This is a genomic window from Streptomyces cellostaticus (assembly GCF_023630175.1).
Lineage (GTDB): Bacteria > Actinomycetota > Actinomycetes > Streptomycetales > Streptomycetaceae > Streptomyces > Streptomyces cellostaticus_A.
In genome coordinates, this window is sequence record NZ_JALLIN010000039.1 from 1 (window position 1) to 20,928 (window position 20,928).

Annotated in this window: 14 protein-coding genes; 7 read left to right on the forward strand and 7 right to left on the reverse strand. The window is 73.5% G+C overall.

Translation table 11 applies throughout. From position 1 onward, the window contains the following. The coding region (locus MXD57_RS23120; RefSeq protein WP_250403679.1) for a type I polyketide synthase at window positions 1-3,829 on the forward strand (3,829 nt) is incomplete at its 5' end. Between the two features lie 147 nt (window positions 3,830-3,976). Here MXD57_RS23120 and MXD57_RS23125 read toward each other — a convergent pair. The 3 genes from MXD57_RS23125 to MXD57_RS23135 form a co-directional block, all read right to left on the reverse strand. Then, on the reverse strand, window positions 3,977-4,966 hold the full coding sequence (locus MXD57_RS23125) for an ACP S-malonyltransferase (protein WP_250403680.1): 990 nt from the start codon (window positions 4,964-4,966) through the stop codon (window positions 3,977-3,979). A 155-nt stretch (window positions 4,967-5,121) separates the two neighbouring features. Further along, complete coding sequence (locus tag MXD57_RS23130) at window positions 5,122-5,970, reverse strand: ABC transporter permease (protein ID WP_250403681.1); 849 nt, start codon at window positions 5,968-5,970, stop codon at window positions 5,122-5,124. Next, window positions 5,967-7,001, reverse strand: coding sequence for an ABC transporter ATP-binding protein (locus MXD57_RS23135; RefSeq protein ID WP_250403682.1), 1,035 nt, complete (start codon window positions 6,999-7,001; stop codon window positions 5,967-5,969). The genes MXD57_RS23130 and MXD57_RS23135 overlap by 4 nt, the downstream gene beginning before the upstream one ends. A 412-nt stretch (window positions 7,002-7,413) precedes the next feature. Between MXD57_RS23135 and rfbD the strand changes: the two genes are divergently transcribed. From rfbD to MXD57_RS23165, 6 genes are all read left to right on the forward strand, one after another. Beyond that, complete coding sequence (gene rfbD / locus MXD57_RS23140; RefSeq protein WP_250403733.1) at window positions 7,414-8,358, forward strand: dTDP-4-dehydrorhamnose reductase; 945 nt, start codon at window positions 7,414-7,416, stop codon at window positions 8,356-8,358. Next, window positions 8,355-8,969: a dTDP-4-dehydrorhamnose 3,5-epimerase family protein gene (locus tag MXD57_RS23145; RefSeq protein WP_250403683.1), complete on the forward strand. Its 615-nt coding sequence runs from the start codon at window positions 8,355-8,357 to the stop codon at window positions 8,967-8,969. Before rfbD ends, MXD57_RS23145 begins: the two co-directional genes overlap by 4 nt. Next, entirely contained in the window at window positions 8,966-10,033 is a 1,068-nt protein-coding gene (locus MXD57_RS23150; RefSeq protein ID WP_250403684.1) for a glucose-1-phosphate thymidylyltransferase, read from the forward strand. Before MXD57_RS23145 ends, MXD57_RS23150 begins: the two co-directional genes overlap by 4 nt. Further along, window positions 10,030-11,016: a dTDP-glucose 4,6-dehydratase gene (gene rfbB, locus MXD57_RS23155; protein WP_250403685.1), complete on the forward strand. Its 987-nt coding sequence runs from the start codon at window positions 10,030-10,032 to the stop codon at window positions 11,014-11,016. The genes MXD57_RS23150 and rfbB overlap by 4 nt, the downstream gene beginning before the upstream one ends. Beyond that, window positions 11,013-11,657 carry a thioesterase II family protein gene (locus tag MXD57_RS23160; RefSeq protein ID WP_250403686.1) on the forward strand — a complete coding sequence of 215 codons (645 nt, stop codon included), beginning with the start codon at window positions 11,013-11,015 and terminating at the stop codon, window positions 11,655-11,657. The genes rfbB and MXD57_RS23160 overlap by 4 nt, the downstream gene beginning before the upstream one ends. 262 nt (window positions 11,658-11,919) lie before the next feature. Beyond that, window positions 11,920-13,323: a class I adenylate-forming enzyme family protein gene (locus MXD57_RS23165; protein WP_250403687.1), complete on the forward strand. Its 1,404-nt coding sequence runs from the start codon at window positions 11,920-11,922 to the stop codon at window positions 13,321-13,323. A gap of 820 nt (window positions 13,324-14,143) precedes the next feature. Here the strand turns inward: MXD57_RS23165 and MXD57_RS23170 are convergent. The 4 genes from MXD57_RS23170 to MXD57_RS31580 form a co-directional block, all read right to left on the reverse strand. Further along, entirely contained in the window at window positions 14,144-15,805 is a 1,662-nt protein-coding gene (locus tag MXD57_RS23170; RefSeq protein WP_250403688.1) for a flavin monoamine oxidase family protein, read from the reverse strand. A gap of 173 nt (window positions 15,806-15,978) precedes the next feature. Next, the gene (locus tag MXD57_RS23175) at window positions 15,979-16,698 is read right to left on the reverse strand and encodes a 4'-phosphopantetheinyl transferase family protein (protein ID WP_250403689.1); all 720 of its coding nucleotides are present in this window, start codon (window positions 16,696-16,698) and stop codon (window positions 15,979-15,981) included. A gap of 11 nt (window positions 16,699-16,709) precedes the next feature. Continuing rightward, on the reverse strand, window positions 16,710-17,630 hold the full coding sequence (locus MXD57_RS23180; RefSeq protein WP_250403690.1) for a metallophosphoesterase family protein: 921 nt from the start codon (window positions 17,628-17,630) through the stop codon (window positions 16,710-16,712). After that, window positions 17,611-20,874 carry a helix-turn-helix transcriptional regulator gene (locus MXD57_RS31580; RefSeq protein WP_308290893.1) on the reverse strand — a complete coding sequence of 1,088 codons (3,264 nt, stop codon included), beginning with the start codon at window positions 20,872-20,874 and terminating at the stop codon, window positions 17,611-17,613. The genes MXD57_RS23180 and MXD57_RS31580 overlap by 20 nt, the downstream gene beginning before the upstream one ends. Window positions 20,875-20,928: the final 54 nt, after the last annotated feature.

The following is a 20,928-nucleotide window of genomic DNA, read 5'->3' on the forward strand; positions in this document are numbered from 1 at the left end:
TGGCACCGGGGCGCGGCCGGTCGACCTGCCCACATACGCCTTCCAGCACGAGCGGTACTGGATCGACGTACCCACCGCCCCCGTCGGCGACGTGGCCTCCGCCGGGCTCGGCGCGGCCGAGCACCCGCTGCTCGGCGCCGCGGTCGAGCTGCCCGACTCCGAGGGGCTGCTCTTCACCGGACGGCTGTCGCTCCAGTCGCACCCCTGGCTGGCCGACCACGCGGTGGCGGGCAGCGTGCTGCTGCCCGGAACCGCCTTCGTGGAGCTGGCGCTGCACGCGGGGCACCAGGTGGGCGGCGGCGCCCTGGAGGAACTGACGCTGGAGGCGCCGCTGGTGCTGCCGGAGCGCGGCGCGCTCCAGCTGAGGCTGTCGGTGGCCGCGCCGGACAAGACCGGGCGGCGCGCGCTGCAGGTGCACTCGCGCCCCGAGGGCCCGGGCGGCGGCGAGGACGGCCACGGGGCGGACGTACCGTGGACGCGGCACGCGGGCGGTGTGCTCGCCGCGCCGGCCGCGCCGACCGGGGCGGACGCCCCCGGTCCGGAGGTCTGGCCGCCGGCGGGCGCCGAACCGCTCGGTGCGGAGGACCTGTACGACCGGTTCACGGCCGGCGGGTTCGCGTACGGCCCGGCGTTCCGCAACCTGCGGGCGGCCTGGCGGCTCGGCGACGAGCTGTTCGCCGAACTGGTGCTGCCCGACGGGCACCGGGAGCGGGCCGGCGACTTCGGCGTGCACCCGGCGCTGCTGGACGCGGGCCTCCACGGCATCGCGCTCGCCCCCTTCCTCATGGCGACGCCCACGGACGGCGCCGAGGCCGTCCGGGCCGGCGCCGAAGGGGCCGACGGGACCGACGGCGCCCGGAACGACGGCACCCGCGTCCGGCTCCCGTTCTCGTTCAGCGGGGTCACCCTCCACTCGGTCGGCGCGGGCTCCCTGCGGGTCCGGCTCGCCCCCGCGGGGCCCGGATCCGTGTCCCTGGCGGCCTACGACGAGCAGGGCGCCCCGGTGGTGTCGGTGGAGTCGCTGCTGCTGCGGGAGCTCGACCCGGCGCGGCTGCGGTCGGCGGCACGGCCGGTGTTCCACGAGTCGCTGTTCCGGCTCGAATGGCCCGCCCTGCCCGCTCTGCCCACGACCCCGCCCGCCCGGCCGGGGCGGTGGGCGGTCGTGGGCGCGGACACGCTCGGCCTGGAGGCCGCGCTGCGGGACGCGGGCATCCCCGTCGACGGGTACGCGGACCTGTCCGCGCTCGGCGGCGTGGTGGCCTCGGGCAAGCCGCTGCCGGAGACGGTGCTGGTCGCGTACGCCCCGTCCGGCACGGAGACCACCGGCCCGGAGGCGACCGCCGACGCCGCCCGCCGGGCGACCGGGGACGCGCTGCGACTCGTCCAGGACTGGCTGGCCGCGGAGTCCCTGGCCGGTGCCCGGCTGGCCGTGGTCACCCGGGGCGCGGTCGAGGCCCGGCCCGGCGAGGGCGTGACCGACCTGACGCACGCCCCGCTGTGGGGCCTGCTGCGGTCCGCGCAGTCGGAGAACCCCGGCCGGTTCGTCCTCGTCGACCTCGACGGCCACCTCGGATCCGACCCCGGCGCGGACGGTACGGGCGGCGACGACGCCGGCACCGTCACCGGCACCACCCGTCCGTCGGCCCTCGCGCCCCTGCTGGCCTCCGCCGTGGCGAGCGGGGAGCCGCAGCTCGCCGTCCGCGACGGCGCACTGCACGCCGCCAGGCTGGCCCGCGTGCCCGCCGCTCCGGACACCGGGACGGCCCGCCCGCCCGCCCTGGACCCCGAGGGAACCGTCCTCATCACCGGCGGCACCGGAGCGCTCGGCAGCCTGCTCGCCCGGCACCTGGTGGTCCGCCACGGGGTACGGCACCTGCTGCTGACCAGCCGGCGCGGACCCGCCGCCGAAGGGGCCGCGGAACTGGTCGCCGAACTGGCCGGACTGGGCGCCGAGGCGACGGTCACCGCGTGCGACGCGGCCGACCGCGAGGCGCTCGCCGCACTGCTGGCAAACGTTCCGGCCGCGCACCCGCTCACGGCCGTCGTCCACACCGCGGGCCGTGTCGACGACGGACTCGTACCGTCGCTGACACCGGAGCGGCTGGACACGGTGCTGCGCCCCAAGGCCGACGCCGCCCTGCACCTGCACGAGCTGACGCGCGGAGCGGACCTCGCCGCGTTCGTCCTGTTCTCCTCGGCGGCCGGCACGCTCGGCAACCCGGGACAGGCCAACTACGCCGCAGCCAACGCCTTCCTGGACGCTCTGGCGCAGCACCGGCGCGCGGTGGGCCTGCCCGCGGTGTCACTGGCGTGGGGGCTGTGGGAGCAGCGCAGTGCGATGACCGGCGAGCTCACCGACGCCGATGTGCAGCGGATGGCGCGCGCCGGGCTCGCCCCGCTCTCGTCCGACGAGGGCCTGGCGCTCTTCGACACGGCGTGCGCCCTTGCGGCGGCCGACCCCGTGTGCGGGACCGAACCCGACGCCACCGCCCGGACCGAAGCCAACGCCTCCGGCGCCGGGGCCCTGGTCGCGATGCGGCTGGACACCGGGCCCCTCCGGGCCCAGGCGGACGCCGGAGCCCTTCCGGCGGTCTTCCGGGGTCTGGTGCGCGGTGTCCCGCGCCGGGCGGCCGCCCAGCAGGCGGCGGACCCGGTGGCGTCCGAGGCCGCGCGGCTGCTCGCCGGTCTGTCCGCCCTGCCCGAGGCCGAGCAGGAGCGGACACTGCTCGACGTCGTACGGGCGCAGGTCGCCGCCGTCCTCGCCTACCCGTCGCCGGACGCGGTGGGGGAGACCCAGGAGTTCCTGGAACTGGGCCTGGACTCGCTGACCGCCGTGGAGCTGCGCAACCGGCTCAACGCGGCGACCGGGCTGCGGCTGCCCGCCACGCTGCTGTTCGACCACCCGAGCCCCGCCCTGGTGGCCGCCCGGCTGCGTGCCGAACTGGCCGGGGGCCCGGACGCACAGGCGGCAGGTGGCACGGTGGACGCCGGCGCGGAGGGCTCCGACGGGGTCTTCGGCCCGATGCTCCGCGAAGCCGGGGCGCAGGGCGCGTCCGGGCAGTTCATGGAGCTGCTGATGCAGGCGTCCCGGTTCCGGCCGTCGTTCGCCTCACCGGCCGAGCTGCGCAAGCCCCCGAGCCTGGTGCGCCTCTCCCGCGGCGACACCCGGCCCGGACTGGTCTGCTTCTCCTCGATCCTGTCGATCTCCGGCCCGCACCAGTACGCGCGCTTCGCCTCCGGCTTCCGGGGCCACCGGGACGTCCACGCGCTGGGTGCGCCCGGCTTCCTCCGGGGCGAGCAACTGCCCTCGACCACCGACGCGGTGATCGAAGCCCAGGCGGAGGCCGTGCTGCGGCACGCGGACGGCGCGCCGTTCGTCCTGCTCGGTCACTCCTCGGGCGGCATGCTCGCCCACGCGGTGGCCGACGAGCTGGAGAGCATGGGGGTCTTCCCCCGGGCGGTGGTGATGCTGGACATCTACTCGCACGACGACGACGCGATCATCGGCATCCAGCCGGGGCTCTCCGAGGGCATGGACGAGCGGCAGGACACGTACGTGCCGGTCGACGACAGCCGGCTGCTGGCGATGGGCGCCTACTTCCGGCTCTTCGGCGGGTGGAAGCCGGCGGCCGTGAAGACGCCGACCCTGCTCGTGCGGGCCGGGGAGCGGTTCTTCGACTGGTCCAGGCCGGTGGACGGCGACTGGCGCTCGTACTGGGACCTGGAGCACACGGCCGTCGACGTCCCGGGCAACCACTTCACCATGATGGAGGAGCACGCGGCGACGACCGCCAGGGCCGTGGAGGAGTGGCTGGACGCCACGCACTGAGCCGCACGGCCCGCGGGGGCGGCGGACACCGCCCCCGCGGGCCGCGGACACGACGAGAGGCCGGGTCCCACCGGAAGGGTGGGGCCCGGCCTCTCGTCGTACCGCCGGACAGGCGCGGGCGGTGCGTCGCCCGCGCCTGTCCGGCGGTCAGGCGCGCCGCTCCCGTTCCCGGGAGCGCTTCCTGGGCAGGCCCACGGTGTGGACCTGGAAGGAGTCCTTGGTGAGGTCCAGGCGGTGGAAGAGGTTGTCCGGCCCGGTCACGCACACCGTACGTACCCCGAGCCCCATGAGGTTTTCCACCACGCTCGGCCAGTGGACCGGCCGGTCGAAGGTGTCCAGCATCATCGTGCGCATCCCGGCGGCGTCCCGGACGACCGTGCCGTCCTGGTCGGCGACCACCGGCATGCTGGGGTCGGCCAGTTCGTACCCGCCGAACACCTCCGCCTCGGCCTTGTGCCGGAGTTCCCCGAAGGCGGCCGCGTGCACGGGCGGGCGCATCGAGTACATGGAGTAGCCCCCAGCGGCGCTGATGGCGGCCTTCAGCCCGTCGAGTTCCTTCTCGCGCACGGACAGCATGTGGAAGCCCGCGTCGAGCCGCCCGGAGACGTCGTACCAGGCGCCCCGGTCGTCGAAGCCGGCGAGGATCTCGTCCAGGCGGTCCTGCGGGGTGCGGACGAAGGAATGGGTGACGACGTCCTCGTACGCGCCGGAGAAGTACTCCTCCTCGCAGCGGGCCAGGTCCGCGGTGAGGCGGACGACGTCCGCGAAGGGCAGCGAACCGACGAAGGCGGCGGCGGCCTTCTGCCCGAAGCTCGGGCCGGTGCAGACGGTGGGGGACAGGCCCAGGGTGTCCAGGGCCCGGTCCGCCATGGCCATCGAGTTCACCAGGAAGGCGATCTGCGAATGGACGGAGTAGTCCTCCTCGGAGGTCCGGAACCGGTCGAACACCGAGTACCCGAGGGCCTCGTCGGCCTCGGCGAGCCGCTTGCGCGCGTACGGGTCGAGCAGCAGGAACTTGCCGACCTCGGCGAACGACGAGGGCCCCATGCCCGGGAAGACGATCGCGGTCGCGTCCCGGCCGTCGGTGGTCGTCCCGTCCGGGGCGGGGGGCGGGGGGATCCGCTCGGAGAGTGTCATGGTCCGTGTGTGCCTTTGCTTCCGAATATCGCACCGGCAGTCGTCTGCCGGCCTCGTCGACGGGAAAGGGCCCCGCACCCGGCCCGGCGCGGGGCGCCGGGCCGGGTGCGGGGCCGGGGGAGAACGACGTCCAAGGGACGGGGAGGGGCCGGGTGTCAGTCCTGCGCCCTGCGGTGGAACCCCCTGATGCCGATCAGCCCGAAGAGCAGGATCGCCCCGCTCAGGGCCAGCAGGTCGAGCCACAACGGGATCGAGCGGGGGCCGCCGGGCGGCAGCAGCAGGGCGCGGATGCCCTCGCTGACGTAGGTCAGCGGGTTCATCGCGCACAGCACCTGGAACCAGCGGATGTCCGCCAGCCCGTGCCAGGGGAACTGCGTGCAGCCGGTGAACATCAGCGGGGTCAGCGTCACGGCGAAGATGACGCTGATGTGCCGCGGCGGCGCCAGGGTGCCGATGGTCAGGCCGACCGTGCTGCCCGCCAGCGCGCCCATCAGCAGCACGCCCAGCGTGGCCGGGAAGCTGTCCATCGGCCAGGACACGTCGTCCAGGAGCAGGAAGCCGACCGGGATCATCACCAGCGAGGCGATGATGCCGCGCAGCATGCCGAAGACCAGCTTCTCGACGGCGACCAGGCTGGTCGGGATCGGCGCGAGGAGCCGGTCCTCGATCTCCTTGGTCCAGGAGAAGTCGATGACCAGCGGCAGCGCCGTGTTCTGGAGGCTGACCAGGAAGCTGTTGAGGGCCACCACGCCGGGCAGCAGGACCTCCTGGAACCCTCCGCTGGTGTAGCCGAGTTCGCCGAGGACCTTGCCGAAGACGAACAGGATGAAGAACGGCTCGACGAGCACCTGGGCCAGGAACGGGCCCAGCTCGCGGCCGGTGACGAAGACGTCCCGCCACAGGATGAAGAAGAACGTGCGGGTCGCCGTGCGCACGTCGGTGCGCGCCGGCTTCAGCTCGGCGGGGAAGCCGGCTACGGGATCGGGTGCGGTGGTGGCCGTCATCGCAGCTCCCGGCCGGTGAGCTCGATGAAGACGTCCTCCAGGCTGGCGGTGCCGACGCTCATGTCCTTGATGTCACAACTCGCTTCCGTCAGGGCCGTGATGACGGCCGGCAGCACCGAGCCGGACGGCGCGTCACTGTAGAGGCGCAGCCGTACGGGCGCGGGGGCGCCGTCCCGTTCCTCGGAGTCGTCCTGGCGCACCGTCTCGACGCGCTCCACCGCCTCGATCTTCTCCAGCACCCGGACGATGTCGCCGGCCGCGCTCCCGGGTCCCCCGCCCGCGCCGGTGGGGCGCGCCGGGATCGCCGGGGGCGCCGGCTGCACGGTGAGGGTGAGGGCGGTGCTGCTCAGGCTCTCCATCAGGGCCTGCGGGGGGTCGAGGGCGAGCAGGCGGCCGTGGTCGACGATGCCGACGCGGTCGCACAGCTTGGCGGCCTCGTCCATGTCGTGGGTGGTCAGCACCGTGGTCACGCCGCGTTCGCTCAGCTCGGCCACGCGTTCGTGGATGAACCGCCGCGCCTGCGGGTCGAGTCCGGTGGCCGGCTCGTCGAGGAAGAGCACCTGGGGGCGGTGCATCAGGGCGCGGGCGATCATCACCCGCTGGGCCTGTCCGCCGGACAGTTCGTCACCGCGGGCCTTCCCCCGGTCGGCGAGACCCACCCATTCCAGGCACTCGTCGGCGAGGCGCCGCCGCTCGGCCCGGCCCATGCCGTGGTAGCCGGCGTGGAAGAGCAGGTTCTGGCGGAGGGTGAGGGAGCGGTCGAGGTTGTTGCGCTGCGGTACGACGGCGAAGGCCCGGCGGGCCCGCGCCGGGCTGGCCACGACGTCGACGCCCTGGACGAACGCGCGCCCCGCGGTGGGGGCGACGCGGGTGGTGAGGATGCCGATGGTCGTCGTCTTGCCCGCTCCGTTGGGACCGAGGAATCCGAAGACCTCGCCCCGGCGGACGGAGAAGCTCAGGCCGTCCACCGCCGGTCGGTCGCGGCCACGGTACTTCTTGACCAGTCCGTCGACCACGACGGCAGAATCCACGGGTGGTTCAATAGTCATTTACGCCTGCGAATCAAGCGGGACGCGACAACGGCGGTCCGGGAAATTCGCACAGGAAAGTCGCGTGACCGGCCGCGCGTGGAGCGCCGATTGAATAGGACATAGAAGTGGTGCGGACCCTGTCTAGCACGCACGCTGGTGTCCTGTGGCAACTGACCTGGAAAAATAGGGGCGATGTGCCAACGCTAGGGGGCGGTAGGGGTTTTCGGCGCGCTCGGGCGCGGGTTCGGCCGGAGCGTGCTTCACCCCTATTCAAAACGATCGGGGGTGGTGAGTGTTGCGGTTTCCTCGAATATCCTCCTAGCATCGACGCGTGATCGCGCCGAATTATTCTGTGCAAAACAAAGCTTCGGCGGGTCGTGTGTCCGCGGGCCCGGTGGTGCATCCCGCAACGCTGCGGTGGATGGTGATCGGCGCGACCGGAACGCTCGGTGCCGAAGTGGCCGCCCGGCTCGCCGCCCACGGCGCCGACACCGTACGGACCGGAAGGGCCGATCTCGACCTCACCGACCCGGCGGCGGTCGCCGCCGCGGTGGCCGCCACCGGCCCGGACGTCGTCGTCAACTGCGCCGCCTGGACCGCCGTCGACCTGGCCGAGACCGAGGAGGCCACGGCCCTGGAGGTCAACGGCACCGGACCGGGACACCTCGCCCGCGCCTGCGCCACGACCGGCAGCAGACTGCTCCACGTCTCCACCGACTACGTCTTCGGCGGTACGCCGGCCGACACCGGCCGGCCCTACGCCGAGGACGCCGCACCCGACCCGCGCACTGCGTACGGGCGCACCAAGCTCGCCGGCGAGCGCGCCGTCCTGGCCGCGCTCCCGGACGCCGCCGTGGTGCGCACCTCCTGGCTGTACGGGCGGTCCGCCGGCGGCTTCGTGCACACCATGGCCCGGATCGCCCGGGAGCCGGGACGGACGGCGGACGTGGTCGACGACCAGCACGGGCAGCCGACCTGGGCGCCGGACGTCGCCGCCCGGCTCGTCGCGCTGGGCACCCTGCCGGCCGACCGGGCCCGGGGCGTCTTCCACGCCACCGGGGCGGGCCGCACCACCTGGTACCGCCTGGCCCGGGAGGTGTTCCGGCTGACCGGCCACGACCCCGGCCGGGTGCGGGCCACGGACAGCTCGCGGCTGGACCGGGCGGCGCTGCGCCCGGCATGGAGCGTCCTGGGCCACGACCGGTGGGCCGGCACGGGCCTCGGCCCGATGCGCCACTGGCGGGAGGCCCTCACCGAGGCCCTCGCGGGCGCCCCCACCCCGGGGGACGGACACGGACGGCGACAAGGGCACCGGCGCGGACAAGGCGACGGACGAGGAAAGGCGGTCGAAGGGTGAAACCCCTGTCCATCGAGGGAGCGTGGCTGTACGAGCCGCGGCTGCACGGTGACGGGCGAGGTGTCTTCCTGGAGGCGTTCCAGCGCGAGGCGTTCCGGCTCGCCACCGGACGACCCCTCGAACTGGCCCAGGTCAACTGCTCGGTGTCCCGCCGCGGCGTCGTGCGCGGCGTCCACTTCGCCGACCTGCCCCCCGGCCAGGCCAAGTACGTCACCTGCGTACGCGGCGCCGTCCGCGACGTCGTCGTCGACCTGCGCCGGGGGTCCCCCACCTACCGGCGCTGGGAGGCCGTCGACCTGGACGACCGGGACCGCCGGGCCGTCTTCCTCTCCGAAGGCCTCGGCCACGCCTTCCAGGCCGGCACCGACGACGCCACCGTCGTCTACCTCACCACCTCGGGCTACAGCCCGGACCGTGAGCACGGCGTCCACCCGCTCGACCCGGAGCTGGGGATCACCTGGCTCCCGGACACCGAACCGCTGCTGTCCCCCAAGGACGCCGCGGCACCCACCATCGCGGCGGCCGAGGCCCAGGGGTTGCTGCCCGCGTACGAGGACTGCGTGCGGTACGTGTCCTCGCTCGCCCCACCACTCAGCGAGGAGACCCCGTGAAGGCGCTCGTCCTGTCGGGAGGGTCCGGCACCCGCCTGCGCCCCCTGACCCACACCTCGGCGAAGCAACTCGTGCCGGTGGCCAACAAGCCCATCCTGTTCTACGTCCTCGAAGGGATAGCCGAGGCCGGCGTCACCGACGTCGGCATCATCGTCGGCGACACGGCCGACGAGATCCGGGCCGCCGTCGGCGACGGCTCCCGGTTCGGCATCAGCGTCACCTACATCCCGCAGCACCAGCCGCTCGGCCTGGCCCACGCCGTGCGCATCGCCCGGGACTGGCTGGCCGACGACGACTTCGTCATGTACCTGGGCGACAACTTCCTGCTCGGCGGGATCGGCCGGCAACTGGAGGACTTCCGCACCCGCAGACCGGCCGCCCAGATCATGCTGACGCGGGTCCCCGACCCGTCCGCCTTCGGCGTCGTCACCCTGGACGAGGCGGGCCGGGTCACCGGCCTGGAGGAGAAGCCGAAGCTCCCCAAGAGCGACCTGGCGCTGGTCGGCGTGTACTTCTTCACCGCCGCCGTGCACGACGCCGTGGCCGCCGTCCGGCCCTCGGCCCGCGGCGAGCTGGAGATCACCGACGCCCTCCAGTGGCTCCTCGACCAGGGCCTCGACATCGCCTCCTCCACCGTCGACGGCTACTGGAAGGACACCGGGAACGCCACCGACATGCTGGAGGTCAACCGCTCCGTGCTCGACGGCCTGACGCCCTACTGCGCCGGCTCCGTCGACGAGGAGAGCGAACTGGTCGGCCGGGTCGTCGTCGAGGAGGGCGCGGTCGTCACCCGCTCCCGGATCGTGGGCCCCGCCGTCATCGGCCGCGGCACCCGCGTCGAGGGCTCCTACATCGGCCCGTTCACGTCCGTCGCGGACGACTGCGCGGTCGTCGACAGCGAGATCGAGTACTCCATCATCCTGGCCGGCGCGGCCATCGACGGCGTCCGCCGCATCGAGGCGTCCATGATCGGCCGGCAGGCCCGGGTCACCCCCGCGCCCCGCACACCCCAGGCCCACCGCCTGATCCTCGGCGACCACAGCAAGGTGCAGATCCGTTCATGAAACTCCTGATCACGGGAGCGGCCGGCTTCATCGGCTCCCACCTCGTACGCACGGTCCTCGGCCCCGACAAGCCGCTGGGCGACGACGTCCGCGTCACCGTCCTGGACGCTCTCACCTACGCCGGCAACCGTGCCGCGCTCGCCCCCGTCGAGGACGAGCCGGGCTTCGGCTTCGTGCACGGCGACATCACCGACGCGCCGCTGGTGGACCGGTTGGTGGCGGACCACGACGCCGTGGTGCACCTGGCGGCCGAGTCGCACGTCGACCGCTCCATCGAACGCGCCGACGCCTTCGTACGCACCAACGTCCTCGGCACCCACACCCTCCTGGAGGCCGCGCTGCGGCACGGCACCGGGCCGTTCCTGCACGTGTCGACCGACGAGGTGTACGGGTCGGTCCCGGTCGGCTCCTCCGTCGAGACCGACCCGCTCGCCCCCAACTCGCCCTACTCCGCCTCCAAGGCGTCCAGCGACCTGCTGGCCCTGTCCTACCACCGCACCCACGGCCTCGACGTCCGGGTGACCCGCTGCTCCAACAACTACGGCCCCTACCAGTACCCGGAGAAGGTGATCCCGCTCTTCGTCACCCGGCTCCTCGCAGGCGGCACCGTGCCCCTCTACGGGGACGGCGGCAACGTCCGCGACTGGCTGCACGTCGACGACCACTGCCGCGGGCTGCTGGCCGTCCTGACCGGCGGCCGGGCGGGGGAGACGTACAACGTCGGCGGCGGCACCGAACTCACCAACAAGGAGCTCACCGGCCTGCTCCTGGACGCCTGCGACGCCGGCTGGGACCGGGTCGAGCACGTCACCGACCGCAAGGGCCACGACCGCCGCTACAGCGTCGACTGGACGAAGGCCCGCACCGAACTGGGCTACACCCCCGTGCACGACTTCACCGAGGGCCTGGCCGAGACCGTCGCCTGGTACAGAACCCACCGCTCGTTCTGGGCAGCGCCCGAGGCGGAGCTCCAGGGCGCATGACATGTGAGTGCGCCCAGCACTCCACCAGGGAGACCACCCCCGACGACGTCAGCCTGATCCAGATCCGGCAGCCGGCGGTCCCGAGCAGCTACCGCATGATCTGCTTCCCCAGCTCGCGGAACTCCTCGGCGTGCTACCTCGCGATGTCGGAGCTGCTGCTGCCCACCGTGGAGCTGCTCATCATCCAGTACCCGGCCCACACCTCCGGCGAGGAGCACGCGGCCGAGGAGGACGCGGTGCTGGCCGACAAGATCTTCGAGGCCGTCCGCTGCTGGGCCGACCGCCCGCTGGCCCTGTTCGGCCACCGCCTCGGCGCCCAGCTCGCCTACGCGGTCGCCCAGCGGCTGGAGCGGGAGACCGACGCGGCACCCCTCACGTTGTTCGTCTCGGGACGCACGGGGCCGGCGCACCGCGGCAGCATCGGGCCGCCCGCCGTCGGCTGCCGTGTCGTCGCCCTGGCGGGGCACCACGACCCGCGCGCCCCGCTGGCCGGCATGAAGGCGTGGCGCCGCTGCACCTCGGGCCGCTTCGACCTGGAGGTCTTCCCCGGCATCCGCGGGTACCTGGACTCGCACCGCCGCGAAGTCGTCAACCTCGTGCACGACCAACTGATCTCGCTCCACGGACCGGAACCCGACTGACCACCCCGGCCCCTGCCCGCACCGCACCCCGGCAGGGGGGTGCAGGGGGCGGGACAGGGGTACCCGCGCCCCCTCCCGCTGCCTAGCGTGCCGTATGGAGAACCGCGTCCACGGGGCGGGACCGAACGAATCTCCCCATCTCTTGTGAACCTCGCGAACCCCGCGATCCACCCCCTGAACGGGCCCGGACACGCCTCGGCACGGCGCAGCCCACGGCCGGCTCCGGTCACGTTCGGCCCAGAGGAAGGACAGTGTGCGACCGATGACCGCGAAAATCTTCGCACCCGACTCGGTACGGCCCGTCGAGGAGCTCGAGCAGGACGCCCTCCGCATCGCCGAGGTGATCCGCGAACGCGGGGTCGGCCTCGGCGACCGGGTGATGCTGAAGGCCGGCAACTCGGCCGGCTACGTCTGCGTGCTGTACGCGCTGATGCACGTCGGTGCCTCGATCGTCCTCGTCGACCAGCAGGAGCACGCCGAGGAGACCCGGCGCATCGCCCTGCGCACCGGCGTCAAGGTCACCTTCGTCGACGACGAGACCCCCATCGACCGGGACGCCGACCCCGTCCACCTCTACGAGCTCATGGTCGCCACCGCCGGCCGTGCGCCGGTCGACGGCACCCTGTCGTTCGACGCCTGGGGCGAACTGCCCGACGGCCTCATCATGTGGACCTCCGGCTCCACCGGCTCCCCGAAGGGCGTGGTGAAGTCCGGCGGCAAGTTCCTCACCAACCTGCGGCGCAACGCCCGGCAGGTCGGCCACCGGCCCGACGACGTCCTGATGCCGCTGCTGCCGTTCGCCCACCAGTACGGCCTGTCCATGGTGCTCATCGCCTGGCTGACCCGCTGCTCCCTGGTGATCGCCCCCTACCGCCGGCTGGACCGCGCGCTGCGCATGGCCGGCGACTCCGGCACCACCGTCATCGACGCCACGCCCTCCAGCTACCGCAGCATCCTCGGCCTGGTCTCCCGCCGACCGTCGCTGCGCGACCACCTGGCCACCACCCGGATGTTCTGCGTCGGCGCGGCCCCGCTCGACGCGCCGCTGGTGGAGAGCTACGTCCAGGAGTTCGGCCTGCCGCTGCTGGACAGCTACGGCTCCACCGAACTGAACAACATCTCCTTCGCCACCCTCGACAACCCGGTCTCCTGCGGCCGGGCCATGGACGGCATCCGGCTGCGGATCGTCGACGAGGACGGCCGCGAACTGCCCGCCGGACAGCCGGGCGAGATCCAGGTGGACACCCCCGACGCCCTCGAAGGACAGATCGCCGACGACGGCTCCGTCGTGCCCGCCCCCAAAGGCTGGTACGCCACCGGCGACCTCGGCCACCTCGACGACGACGGCAACCTCTTCGTCCTGGGACGGAAGTTCGCCGTCCACCGCATGGGCTACACGCTCTACCCGGAGCTCATCGAACGGAAGGTGGCCGCCGAGGGCTGCCCCACCCGGATCGTGCCCGTGCCGGACACGCTCCGCGGCTCCCAGCTCGTCTTCTTCGTCGAGGACGACCAGCAGCGGGACGCCGCCTACTGGCGGGAGCGGCTGTGCGCGCTGCTGCCCGCCTTCGAGCAGCCCAACCGGGTCGTCGTGCTGGAGCGGTTCCCGCTCAACCGCAACGGCAAGCCGGACAAGAAGGAACTGACCCGGATGGCCACCGCCTAGTGCCGTGCCGGACGCCGCGAGCCGGTGAACCTTTCCGGTCACAGCACTAGGTGTACTGATCACGAGGTTCGTTGACCGGGCTTGATCACGGCGGAGACCTCCGGTGCGGTGGAGGTGTCGAGTCTCCACCGCACCGGAGGTCTCCGCGTCCCACCGTGATGCCCGGCTGCCCCGTTCGCCGCGAACCACTCCGCACCCCACCGCAGGCCGAGACCGAGGTCTGCCGCCTGCGAACCGGCCGCGAACTCCGCCCGGCACGCATCGGCCCGAATCGCCTCGGTGCGGGTGGGGAAGCTGTAGCCGGCGGAGGCTGAGGACCGCCACGTGGACCGCGGACTTCTACAGCACAAGGCGGCGCCACAGCGCGGCCGGCGGGAAGCCACCGGCCGCGTTCGAACGGATCATCCAGCAAGCGCGAGCCCGGACCGATCGGGAACGCCGGTCCGCATGACCAACGTCTCTACGAAACCAGGGGATTGACGCCCCGAGGGACGGCCGGTGCGGGCGCTGCTCCCAGTGCGGCCAGCCCTCTGACGCCTGGAGACGCTGAGCAGGCGGTGCAGGAGCGCCGCTGGCTCTCGTCGCTGCCGCGAACGCGCCAAGGGCGCACCCCTGCAGGGCCTACAGGGCGGCCTCCTGCCACTCCTCGATCCGCTGCCGCGTCCTGCGGGCGATGACCCCCGTCATGAGCCGCCGTCTCACCGGATCCACCCTCGCCTCAGCTGAGCCCGTGAACCCACCTGCCCGTCTCGGGCGGGACACGCGATCGCCGCGGCAGTGAATGCTGCGGGCTGGGCCGTGTCCCCACCGGCACCGGTGCTCAGCCGTCGTAGGGCAGCTCCAGGGGCGCCAGGGCGTCGAAGAGGTCACCGGGGCCCGGGTTGTCCGGGTGCGTGGCCCCGCCCAGGTGGTCCAGCACCCCCCACACCGCGTTCAGCGCCGTGGTGACCGCACCCTCCGCGAACCCCGCCGTCCAGGACACGTCGTCCCCGCACAGGAAGAAGCCGCGCTCGGAGTCCGGCAGCCCGCGCTGCATGAACTGCGTGAACAGCCGCCGCTGGTACCGGTACTGGCCCGGCAGGTTGGACTTGAACGCGCCCATGAAGTGCGGCTCGCTCTCCCACGTGATGGTGACCGGGTCACCGACGACGTGGGAACGGATGTCGACACCCGGGTGGATCGCCCCGACCCGGTCCAGCAGCACGTCCAGCCGCTCGGCCGGGCTCAGCGTCGCCAGCTTCAGCGAGTCGTCGTTCCAGGTGTACGACAGGCACATCACACCCGGCCCGTCCGCGCCGTCGTCGAAGAGGTACACCCCGCGCGGCATCCGGTCGGTGAGGGTCATGCTCATCACCGGCCGGCCGGTCCGCGGGTCCGTGTCGCGCCAGAACGGACGGTCCGTCAGGACGAACAGCTTCGACGCCCCCATGTAGTGGGTCCGCTCCACCGCGGTCCACAGCGGGGCGGACAGCAGCGCCGGGTCGCAGGCCACGCGGTTCAGCAGCGTCCACACGTGCGGCGTGTACACCACCGCGGCGAACCGGTCCCGCCGCCCGTCCGCGTCGGTGACGAGGAAACCGTCGCCTTCGCGCGCGACGGCACGCACCGAGGGCCGGGGCCGCCCGTCGTGCAGCGAGGCCAGCGAGGTACCGGCCGGCCAGTGCGCGCACCCCTGAGCCGGGTGCTCCCACAGTCCGCGCGGCACCTGCTGCGACCCGCCGACGATGGCGACCTGGTTGTCGTCCGCCTCCGTGTACACCACCCGGAGGATCTCCAGGAACGAGTTGGGGAAGTCGGTGTCCCAGCCACCGGTGCCGAACCCCACCTGCCCGAAGACCTCGCGGTGCCGGAACGACCGGAAGGCCGAACTGGTGGCCAGGAAACCGTAGAAGGACTGGTCGTCGAACTCCCTGACCAGCCTGTTCCATATCTGCTTCAGCGTCTCGACGTCCCGCCGCCGGACCGCGTCCCGCATGGTCGCCAGCTCGGCCCGCTCCTGGAGCGCCTTCTCCCACGCCGCGGCCACCTCCTGGTAGACCTCAGGCAGTTCCTCCACCGTACGGGCCGTGTGGCGCTCGCCGCCCAGGTCGACCAGCGTGCTGGGCGTGCTGGGCGCCAGCGGATTGGGGAAGGCGCTGGTGCGCAGCCCCAGCAGGCCGACGTAGTGGAACAGCGACCGCGCGGAGAGCGGGAAGCGCATCGCCCCCATCTCCGCCACGCACTCGGGCGCCCCGGGGAAGGGCACCGACCGCATCCGGCCGCCCAGTTGCTCCGCCTCGTACAGGACGGGCCGCAGCCCCAGCCGCATCAGCTCGTACGCGGCGGTCAGGCCCGCCATACCTCCGCCGACCACCGCCACCGGCGTCCCCGCGCGCCCGGGCGGCAGGACGCCCAGGCCGGCCGGGTGGCGCAGCCAGCCGTCGTAGGAGAACGGGAAGTCCGGCACGAGCATGGTCGTGGGAGCCGGGCTGACTGACGTCATCTGGAATACCTCTCGGGCCGGTGCGGCATCGCTTCCAGGGGGAACCGGAGACGTTCCGGGCGAGCCGGAATCCGCGGCGCCGGGCCGGATCTCCCGAGCGGGAGCGTCGAAGCGGCCGTGCGCGGTCGTGCCGGTGAGGCCACGCTATTCAGCGGCCGTGGGGGCGACAACCCCTATCCACCCTGATAGCCGACCGTGCTCGGGGGCGCGGCCACCGGCCGGAGGGCGGGCACGGTGATGGCGGTCACGACGAGGCCCCGCGCGGCGAGCCAACGGCCTTCGAACTCCTCCACCACACGCCCGTCCGGGCCGGTCCGCGGCCGCAGGATCCGCGCGGTGAACGTGCCCCGCCCCCCACCCGACGGGCCCGTCGCGTGCCGGAAGGTGATGTCGGCGTCGTCGAAGTCCAGTTCGGTGCCCAGCAGCGGGTACCAGGTCTTGTAGACCGCCTCCTTGGCGCTGAACAGCAACCGGTCCCGGCACAGCCGGCCCCCCGCGCCCGCCCGCACCCACGCCCGTTCGCGGGGCAGCGCTATGGACTCCAGCACGCCCTGCGGCAACGGAAGGTCGGGCTCGGCGTCGATCCCGACCATCGCCAGGTCCGTGTCCCGGGCCACCACCGCGGCCCGGTAGCCGGCGCAGTGCGTCATGCTCCCCACGACCCCCTCGGGCCACTGCGGCACGTTGCGGGTCCCGGGCAGGATCGGCGCCGGCGGGAGCCCCAGCGCGGCGAGGGCGCGCCGCGCGCACGCCCGTACGGTGGTGAACTCCTCACGGCGGAGGTCGGTCGTCCGTTCGACCAGCGCCGCCTCCTCGGGGTACAGCGTCGCCGTGCCGTCCGGCCCGAAGACGTCGTCGGCGACCGCTTCTCCGGGCAGCAGTGACTCGATCATGCTCGTGCCTCTCACGATTCGGTCCCGGTGCCGGACCCCGGCTCCGGGGCGTACGGCAGGATCTGCCGCAGCAGACCCCTGGGGTGACCGCGCCGGCGCCACTCGCGCGGATAGCCGATCGACACCTCCTCGAACCGCACCCCGTCGTACCAGGTGGTCCGGGGGATGTGCAGGTGCCCGTAGACGACGGCGGCGGTGGTGAACCTGCGGTGCCAGTCGGCCGTCAGCACCGTCCCGCACCACTGGGCGAACTCCGGGTGCCACAGCACGTCGGTGGGCTCGCGCACCAGCGGGAAGTGGTTGACCAGCACCAGCGGCACCGACGGATCGTGTGCCGCGAGGCGCCGCCTGGTGGCCGCGACCCGGGCCCGGCACCAGTCGTCGCGGCCGCGGTACGGGTCGGGGTGGAGCAGGTACTCGTCCGTGCACACCACGCCCGCGTCGTGCGCCCGGGCCAGCGACTCCTCCTTGGTCGAGGTGCCCGCGACCCGGAACGTGTAGTCGTACAGCAGGAACAGCGGAGCGACCGCGACCGGACCGCCGGGGCCCCGCCACAGCGGCCACGGGTCCTCGGGCGTGACGACCCCCAGCCCCCGGCACATCTCCACCAGGTACCGGTAGCGTGCTTCCCCGCGCGCCTGCACCGGGTCCTCGCGCGGCGTCCACAGCTCGTGGTTGCCCGGCGCCCACACGACCTTGGCGAATCGCCCGGCCAGCAGGCGCAGCGCCCACTCGATGTCCCCGGTCAGTTCTCCGACGTCCCCGGCCACGATGAGCCAGTCGTCCTCGTGGGAGGGGCGCAACGACTCGGTGATCGGCCGGTTGTCGGCCATCCCGATGTGCAGGTCGCTCACCGCGAGCAGCCGCGGGCCGGCCCCGGGGGGCGGTGCGGCGGCGGCCGGGGTGGCGGGGTCAGGCGGTGCGTGCGACATCGATGTCCAAACCGACCGGCAGGTCCTGACGGTGCGTGATGTTGATTTTCCGGTAGACGCGGGTCAGATGCTGTTCCACGGTGCTGACGGTGATGAAGAGCTTGGCGCCGATCTCCCGGTTGGTGTAACCGTGCGCGGCCAGCGCCGCCACCCGGCGCTCGGCGTCCGTCAGCGAGGACACCGCAGTGGATCGTGGCCCGCCCGGCCGTGCGGCGCCCGCCGGGGCGACGGAGGGCGGCGGCACGGCCCGCGGGGGCGGTGCGGACGGCAGGAGGTGGGCGGACCGGGGGGACGGACCCGCCGGCGGCGCCGGGGGCGACTGCGGGGAGGACCCGGACTGGCCCGGCTGGAGGGAACGGTGCAGTTCCCGGGCGCCGCAGCCCTCGGCGATCCGCCACGCCCTCCGGGTGTGCGGCTTGCCCTGGGCGGGATCGCCGAGCTGCTTGTGCGCCGCCCCGAGGTCGGTCAGGGCCCGCGCCAGCTCGTACCAGTCGCCGTCCTCCTGGAGCAGCGCGACGGCCTCGCCGAGCAGCGCGGGCCGCTCCCGGGCCGGGCGGGAAGCCGCCAGCACCCGCAGGGCGAGGCCCCGCACGCGGCGCCCCGCGTCCCCCGCGAGCTGCTCCCGGGCGAACCGTTCCGCCTGTTCCCGGCTGCCGAGTGCCAGCCACGCCTCGGCGACCCCGACCCGCCAGGGCACCAGCACCGACCGGTCCATGTTCCAGCGGCGCATCAGCTCGCCGCACGCCGCGAAGTCGGTCAGCGCCGCGTGGTGGCGCCCGGTGGCGAGCTGATGCCGGCCGCGCGCGTACAGGTAGTGCAGCCCGTAGCGGGTCAGCAGCATCTCGTCGGGCACCGGCCGGTCCAGCAGCTCGGCCGCCGCCTCGTGGTCGCCCATCGCCGTCCGCGCCTCGATCAGGGCCGACAGCGGCATTCCGATGCCCACGCCCCAGCCGTGCGCCGGAAGTTGTTCGAGGGCCTGCTCGGCCAGCAGTCTGGCCTCCTCCAGGTGGCCCCTGCGCAAGGACACGTGCGCGCGGATCCCCCGCAGCACCGCCGTCCACCCGGGAGCCCCGCGGTCCGCCGCCTCGACCAGCAGCCGGTCGGTCCACACCGTCGCCGTGCCCAGCCGGTCGGCGTAGAGCAGCGTCAGCAGGCAGGCGCGCATCTTGAGGTGCGTCTCCTCCGTCAGGCGCGTACTGGTCAGCAGGTGTTCGGCGAGGTCCGCGAAGTCCTCCGGGGCCGCGCCCGGTTCGCCCCCGCCGCCGCTCAGCACGCCGTACAGCGCCCTGGCCGCGCTCGGACCGCCCTCCTCCGGCGCGGCCGGCCGGCCGCCGGCACCGGGCACCTGCCCCTGGGCCGGCCCGTCCCCGAGGTGTTCGAGCAGCGTCGGGTACGTGCTGGCCAGCGCCAGCCGCAGCTCGCGCAGCTCGGTGACGACCGAGGCGTCGGGGGAGGGCGGCAGGACGGCGACGACCTGGCGGATCGCGGTGGTCGCGTCGTCCATCCAGCCGTTCCACAGCAGGTCGCGGACCAGCCGCAGGGTGTCCACCGGCGGCAGCATCCCCTCGCGCACCGCACCGACCAGCGACCGCAACTGCCGTGGCAGCGCCGAGGGTTGCACCCGCCACACGTACTTGGCCAGGGTCGCGCGCAGCAGGGTCCGCTCGGTCTCGTCCCGGCAGCAGCTCTCGGCCATGCGCAGACAGCGGACCGCGAACCCCATCCGCTGCGCGGCCAGCGCCGCCCGGGCGGCGTCGCTCAGCACCCGGGGTACCCACTCCTCGTCGCAGACGTGCGTCTCCTGACCCAGGAGCTGGGTCGCCACCAGCAGGGGTGCCGCGCCGTCCTCGTACAGCAGCCTTGCCGCCCGCCGTCGCAGCCGCGCCGCCGCGTCGTCGGCCAGGCTCTCCACCACGGCGGCCCGCACGCCACCGTGCCGGAACCCGGCCGGGTCCAGCACCCCGGCCTCCCCGAGGGCGGCCACCACCCGGGCGACCACCGGCTCGTCCACCTCGACCAGCCGGGCCAGCAGGGGCATCGGCCCGGTGCCGCCCAGCAGGGCGATGCCCTGGGCGACCCTCATCCCGTCGGCACCGGTCCGGTGCACGCAGATCAGCGCGTTCTCCAGGAACCGCTCACCGGCGTGCGGCGGCCCGTCGGCCCGGTCCTCACCAGTGCCTCCGTCCGCGGCCGCGGACGCGGCCCGGACGGTGTCCCCGGCCGCCCCCGCCGGGGCGTGCCGCCGGCCGAGCCGGTCGTCGATGAGCCCGTGCACGAGAAGGGGGTTGCCGCCGGTCGCCGCGTGGAGGGAGGCGGCCAGCGCGGGATCGGCCGCCGGCCGCTCCGTACCGCCGCCGGGCCCGGCCTCCGGGGCGCGGGCCGCGACCAGCCGGCCGACCCCGTCGACGCTGAGCGGCGCCAGCCGGACGCGCAGGCCGCGCAACTGGTACAGCAGCTCCTCCAGGACCCGCGGCGCGCGGTCGCCCGCGTCGGGGCCGCGGGTCACCAGCAGGGACACCCCCGCGCCGGCGGAGGGCGCCCGGAGCACCGCGTGGGCGAGGCAGTGCAGCGACTCGGGGTCGGCGTACTGCACGTCGTCGACGACGATCAGGACGGGGCCCCGTGCGCGGATCTCCGCGAGCTGGGCCCGGAACGCCGCGAGTACCTCGGCGGGCACCGTGTGCGGCGCCGCCCCCGGTTCCGTACCCAGCACCGGCCCCGCGCCGAGCGCGGGCGACAGCCGATCGGCGGTGGTCTGGCCGTCCCGCAGCAGTTGCTCCACCACACCGAACGGAATTCCTTGTTCCGCGGGTGAGGTGACGGCGGTGAGGACCCGCGGGCCGTCTTCCGCCGTCAGTTCCAGTGCGCGATGGAGGAGCGCCGTCTTCCCTGATGCGACGGGGCCGCTGATGACGGCGATCCGGCCGGTTCCGGGGGCGTTTTCGGACGCTGTGCCGGAAGCGGCACTGGATATGAAGTAGGTCAGTCTTCCGATCTGTTCATCCCGCTCCACCAACACGTCTGTAAAAGCCTCCCCCGGTTGAGATGTGAAATGGCGCACGTCCGGCGCATTCCGTGCCATGGCCACTCTCCACGTACTCGCACGCACAGGAGTGCCGTCAATACCCATGCGGTGCAAAGGAATTCCCACGCCCACTTCAGGTCGGACGACACCGGGTCTGCCCCGTTCGGCGGGTCCGTTCGAACTGTACCAACGTCCCGCGCCGTCGATTGTGCGTGCCATTGCGGCCTCATGTCGACCTGTTGTCGGGTAACTGCGGAGAATGAACAAGGGGTT